Source organism: Streptomyces panacea (genome assembly GCF_040560175.1).
GTDB lineage: Bacteria > Actinomycetota > Actinomycetes > Streptomycetales > Streptomycetaceae > Streptomyces > Streptomyces panacea.
The window spans coordinates 1-5,047 of sequence record NZ_JARJHW010000299.1; the positions used below are offsets into that span (position 1 = coordinate 1).

Sequence of the window (5,047 nt, forward strand, 5' to 3'; positions counted from 1 at the left end):
CCTGGGTGTCCTGCGCGTTCGGGGTGTTCCGGGTGTTCTGGGTGGGCTGTACCGGTCGTACGGACCAGGGGCCCGGTCCGGACACCGCCCAGCCGTCCATCGCGGAGGTGTCGAAGGAGGGCAGATCGGTGAGCGCGGCCAGGGGCTCCGCGAGGACGTGTCCCAGCGCCTGTTCGAGCGGGACGCGGCGGGTGCGGGAGGGGGTGGTCGCGGCTTGCCCGGGGGCGGTCGCCGCCGGGCGGCCGGAGCGGGCCGCGATCGCACGGGCCTCGGCCCACGGCGACGCGCGGTGCCTGCCCGCGTCGGCGGCCCCGGCCTTCGGGGGCGTGGCGGCGCGGTGTCGGTCGTGAGGGCGGTTGTGGCCTTGGTGTTGGCCTTGGTGTTGGTCTTGGTCGTGGCGCGGCTCGGTGGCCGGTTCTTCGCCGGGAGCCGGGTCCGGCTGCCGGGCGAACAGCGCGAGGACGTCCTCGACGCCGTCGACCTCGCGGTCCTGAGCCGTCATCCGGCGTCGGCCCCCTTGGCCTTGCCGTCGTCCTCGGTAGCCTCGTCGGCCCAGCGCAGGGCGAGCGCCGTGGCCTTCCGGGACGCTTCCGCCACCGCCTCGGGACCCCCGCCGCCGGCCGCGGCGCGGCCCGCCGCGTACCCGACCAGGAAGGTCGTCAGCGGCGCGGCGGGCCGGGCGACACCGTGCGCGGCGTCGCGGGCGAGATCGAGGAGGACGGTGATGTCGACGTCGAGCTCGTAGCCGAGTTCGTCCTTGACTGCGGTGATCCATTCGTCCAGCACGGTCCCATGCTCCCTGATGCGTGCCCGCGCCGCGGAGATGTCTTCCCAGGTGTCGCAGTCGAAGGATGCGAGCGGGTCGGCATCCGCGGCGACCCGGGCGAGGTCGAGTTCATGCGTCAGCAGTCGTAGCGGCAGCCCGGCGAGGCTGCCGTACTCGGTGGCGAGGAGGGCGATCTCACGGCGCAGCGGCTCCGTACGGTACGCGGCGACCAGCGGCTGGTCCCGGCCGTCGGGATCGGTGAGCAGCGCGCCCTCGCGTTCCCCGTCAGCCGCGAGTACGTCCAGGAGCCGGTGCGTCGTCTCCCTCTTCAGGAACGGCAGATCCGCGGACAGCACCAGCACGGTGTCCGCCTCGACGTGCCGCACTCCCGCGTCGAGCGCGGCGACCGGTCCGCCGCCGGGCGGCTCCTCGCGCGCCCAGTGCACGGGCCGCGCCGTGGGCCGCCGACCCCCCACGACGACGGTGCGCGCGGCACCGCCGCACGCACCGAGCACCCGGTCGAGCAGCGCCCGCCCGCCGACGCTGACTGCGGGCTTGTCGACTCCGCCGAGCCGCTTGGCGGCACCTCCGGCGAGCACGATGGCGTCATGGGCGGTCATGGTCATAGCTGAAGTATGGTCCGCGATCGCGCGTCAGAACGTATGCGATGTACGACCGTGATGTACGACCTCGCTGCCGTACGGGTGCCGGGGCGGGTGCCGGGCGGGGCCGTGCGCGCGGAGGCGACTTCACGGGCACGTCCCCGGGCCCGTCCTACAACGTGCGCAGCAGCACCGCCGGTTGTTCCACGCAGTCCGCCACGTACCGGAGGAAGCCGCCCGCCGTGCCGCCGTCGCACACCCGGTGGTCGAAGGTGAGGGAGAGCTGGACGACCTGGCGTACGGCCAGTTCGCCCTCGTGCACCCACGGTTTGGCGACGATGCGGCCGATGCCGAGCATCGCGGCCTCGGGGTGGTTGATGATCGGCGTGGAGCCGTCGACGCCGAACACGCCGTAGTTGTTCAGCGTGAACGTCCCGCCGGTCAGATCGCCGGGGGTCAGCGTCCCCGACCTGCCCGCCTCCGTCAGCCGGGCGAACTCCGCGCTCAGCGACTCCGCGGAGCGGCTCTGCGCGTCCCGTACGACCGGGACGACCAGTCCGCGCTCGGTCTGGGCCGCGAAGCCGAGATGGACGTCGCGCAGGCGGACGATCTCCCTGGCCTCCATGTCCACCGTGGAGTTGAGCTCCGGATACCGCGCGAGCGCCGCCGTGCAGATCCGCGCCAGCAGGGCGATGAGGGAGATCTTCGGGCCGCCCGCCGCGTTCGCGGCGGTCCTGGCCGTCATCAGCTCCGTCGCGTCCGCGTCGACCCAGCAGGTCGCCTCCGGGATCTCGCGCCTGCTGCGGCTGAGCTTGTCGGCGACCACGCCCCGTACACCGCGCAGCGGTACGCGCTCGGTGACCGCTCCGGACACGGCGGGTGCGGCCGTGGGCGCGGAAGGGGCCTGTACGGCCTGCTCGATCCGCTCGATGGCCAGCTCGACGTCGCACCGCAGGATCAGCCCGTCCCGGCCCGATCCGGCCAGCGCCCGCAGGTCGAGCCCGTTCTGCCGGGCCAGCCGGCGCACCAGGGGCGAGATGACCGGAACGGGCCCGGCACGCTCGTGCGCGTGCGTCGGTACCGGATCGACAGGTGCGACAGGTGCGATAGGCGCGACGGGTGGGGTGAGCGCCGTAGGTGCGGTGGGTGCCACCACGGCCGTCGCGGGGCGGACCCGGCGGCGGCGGGCGGCCGGGGCGCCCGTGCCGTATCCGACCAGCACGTTCCCCGATGTCTCCGCCGAGCCGGGTCCGGCGTCGGAACCCGCGCCCGAACTCGCCTCGGAACTCCCGGCAGTGGCCGGTCCCGGCTCCGACGCCCCCACGGCAACCGTCAGCAGTGGCGCGCCGACCGGCAGCTCCGTGCCTTCCTCGCCGTACCGCGCGGTGACCACGCCCCCGTAGGGGCACGGCACCTCCACCATCGCCTTGGCCGTCTCGACCTCGACGACGGGCTGGTCGATCGCGACGACGTCGCCGACCGCCACCAGCCAGCGGACGATCTCGGCCTCGGTCAGCCCCTCACCGAGATCGGGCAGTTTGAATTCGAGCACCTGGGCCATCAGCTGTCCGCCTCCCACTGAAGCCGCGCGACCGCGTCGAGCACCCGGTCCACACCCGGCAGATGGTGCTGCTCCAGCATCGGCGGCGGATACGGGATGTCGAATCCGGCGACCCGCAGCACCGGCGCCTCCAGATGGTGGAAGCACCGCTCGCCGATCCGGGCGGCGATCTCCCCGCCGGGTCCGCCGAAGCCGTTGGACTCGTGGACGACCACCGCGCGGCCCGTCCGCCGTACGGAGGCGACGACCGTCTCGTCGTCGAAGGGCACCAGCGAGCGCAGGTCAACCACTTCCAGGTCCCAGCCCTCCGCGCGCGCCGCCTCCGCCGCCTCCAGACAGACGGTGAGGGAGGGGCCGTACGTGACCAGCGTGGCGCTCAGTCCCGTACGCCGCACGACGGCGCGGCCGATCGGCTCCACCGTGGCCGGCGCCTCGGGCGACCACTGCGCCTTCGACCAGTACAGCCGCTTGGGCTCCAGGAAGACCACCGGGTCGTCGGAGGCGATGGCGGCCCGCAGCAGCCCGTACGCGTCGTCGACCGTCGCCGGGGTGACGACATGGAGGCCGGGCGTCGCCATGTAGTACGCCTCGGAGGAGTCGCTGTGGTGCTCGACCCCGCCGATCCCGCCGCCGTACGGCACCCGGATGGTGATCGGCAGTGGCAGCGCGCCGCGTGTGCGGTTGCGCGTCTTGGCGACATGGCTGATCAGCTGCTCGAACGCCGGATAGGCGAAGGCGTCGAACTGCATCTCCACGACGGGCCGCAGCCCGTACATCGCCATGCCGACCGCCGTGCCCAGGATCCCCGCCTCGGCCAGCGGCGTATCCGTACAGCGGTCCTCGCCGAACTCGGCGGCGAGTCCGTCGGTGACCCGGAAGACTCCGCCGAGCGTGCCGACGTCCTCCCCGAGGACGTGCACGGTCGGGTCCTCGGCCATCGCGTCGCGCATCGCGCGCTGCAACGCCTGCGCCATGGTGGCCGGCTTCGCCGCCTTGGCGGTCTTGGCTGCCCTGGAGGCAACGGTGGTCATCGCGCCTCACCCTGTCCCGGTGCGTCGTCGGCCGACGCGTCCAGCTCGGCCCGCAACTGGGCCGCCTGCTCGCGCAGTTGCGACGTCTGCTCCGCGTAGACGTGCGCGAAGAGGTCCATGGGGTCCAGCTCCGGCTCGGCGTTCATCCGGTCGCGCAGCCGCGCGGCCATCGCGTCGGCGTCGTCGGCGGCCTTCCTGATCCCGTCCTCGTCGAGCATCCCGCGCTCCGTCAGCTCGTGCTCCAGCAGCCGGACCGGGTCGTGGGCCCGCCACGCCTCCACCTCGGCGTCGCCGCGGTAACGCGTCGCGTCGTCCGCGTTCGTATGAGCCTCGATGCGGTAGGTCACGGCCTCGATGAGCGTCGGGCCGCCGCCGCTCCTGGCCCGCCGCACGGCCTCGCCGAGCACCGCGTGCACCGCCGGGGCGTCGTTCCCGTCGACCAGCCTGCCCGGCATTCCGTAGCCGACGGCCTTGTGCGCCAGCGACGGCGCCGCGGTCTGCTTGGCGAGCGGGACGGAGATGGCGAAGCCGTTGTTCTGCACGAAGAAGACGACGGGCGCCTTCCATACGGCGGCGAAGTTCAGCGCCTCGTGGAAGTCGCCCTCGCTGGTGCCGCCGTCGCCGACCATGGCGAGCGCGACCACGTCGTCACCCTTGAGGCGCGCCGCGTGCGCCAGCCCGACGGCGTGCGGCAGCTGGGTGGCCAGCGGTGTGGAGAGCGGGGCGATGCGGTGCTCGCGGGGGTCGTACCCCGTGTGCCAGTCGCCGCGCAGCAGCGTGAGGGCCTGGACGGGGTCCAGGCCGCGCGCCACGACGGCGAGGGTGTCGCGGTAGCTGGGGAAGAGCCAGTCCTGCTCCTGGAGCACCAGGGCCGCGGCGACCTCGCAGGCCTCCTGACCGGTGCTCGACGGGTAGACGGCGAGTCGGCCCTGCTTGGTGAGGGCGGTGGCCTGCGCGTTGAACCGACGGCCGCGGACCAGCTCCGCGTAGAGCCGCAGCAGCAGCTCGGGGTCGGCGTCCGCCGCGGCTTCCGTACCCAGTACGCGGTACGGCTCGCGGTCGGGGAGCAACGGGGCGGGGTCCGTGC

The 5,047-nt window shown here is 73.6% G+C and carries 4 protein-coding genes and 1 pseudogene; all 5 read right to left on the reverse strand.

Going from position 1 to position 5,047, the window contains the following annotated elements; translation table 11 throughout:
* A pseudogene (locus P3L51_RS34910) lies at positions 1–502 on the reverse strand (hypothetical protein); the annotation flags it as partial.
* Positions 499–1,386 (reverse strand): NTP transferase domain-containing protein, encoded by an 888-nt coding sequence (locus P3L51_RS34915; RefSeq protein ID WP_354609387.1) that lies wholly within the window; start codon positions 1,384–1,386, stop codon positions 499–501. The pseudogene P3L51_RS34910 and the gene P3L51_RS34915, both read right to left, overlap by 4 nt.
* A 154-nt stretch (positions 1,387–1,540) precedes the next feature.
* The gene (locus tag P3L51_RS34920) at positions 1,541–2,929 is read right to left on the reverse strand and encodes a dihydrolipoamide acetyltransferase family protein (protein WP_354609384.1); all 1,389 of its coding nucleotides are present in this window, start codon (positions 2,927–2,929) and stop codon (positions 1,541–1,543) included.
* Positions 2,929–3,960 (reverse strand): alpha-ketoacid dehydrogenase subunit beta, encoded by a 1,032-nt coding sequence (locus P3L51_RS34925; protein ID WP_354609385.1) that lies wholly within the window; start codon positions 3,958–3,960, stop codon positions 2,929–2,931. Before P3L51_RS34925 ends, P3L51_RS34920 begins: the two co-directional genes overlap by 1 nt.
* Positions 3,957–5,047 (reverse strand): pyruvate dehydrogenase (acetyl-transferring) E1 component subunit alpha (pdhA, locus tag P3L51_RS34930; RefSeq protein WP_354609386.1); only part of this gene is annotated, 1,091 nt, incomplete at its 5' end. The genes pdhA and P3L51_RS34925, both read right to left, overlap by 4 nt.

Coding starts and splice junctions, on each gene's coding strand:
- P3L51_RS34915 (WP_354609387.1), bottom strand. CDS start 1,386: ATGACCGCCCATGACGCCATCGTGCTCGCCGGAGGTGCCGCCAAGCGG.
- P3L51_RS34920 (WP_354609384.1), bottom strand. CDS start 2,929: ATGGCCCAGGTGCTCGAATTCAAACTGCCCGATCTCGGTGAGGGGCTG.
- P3L51_RS34925 (WP_354609385.1), bottom strand. CDS start 3,960: ATGACCACCGTTGCCTCCAGGGCAGCCAAGACCGCCAAGGCGGCGAAG.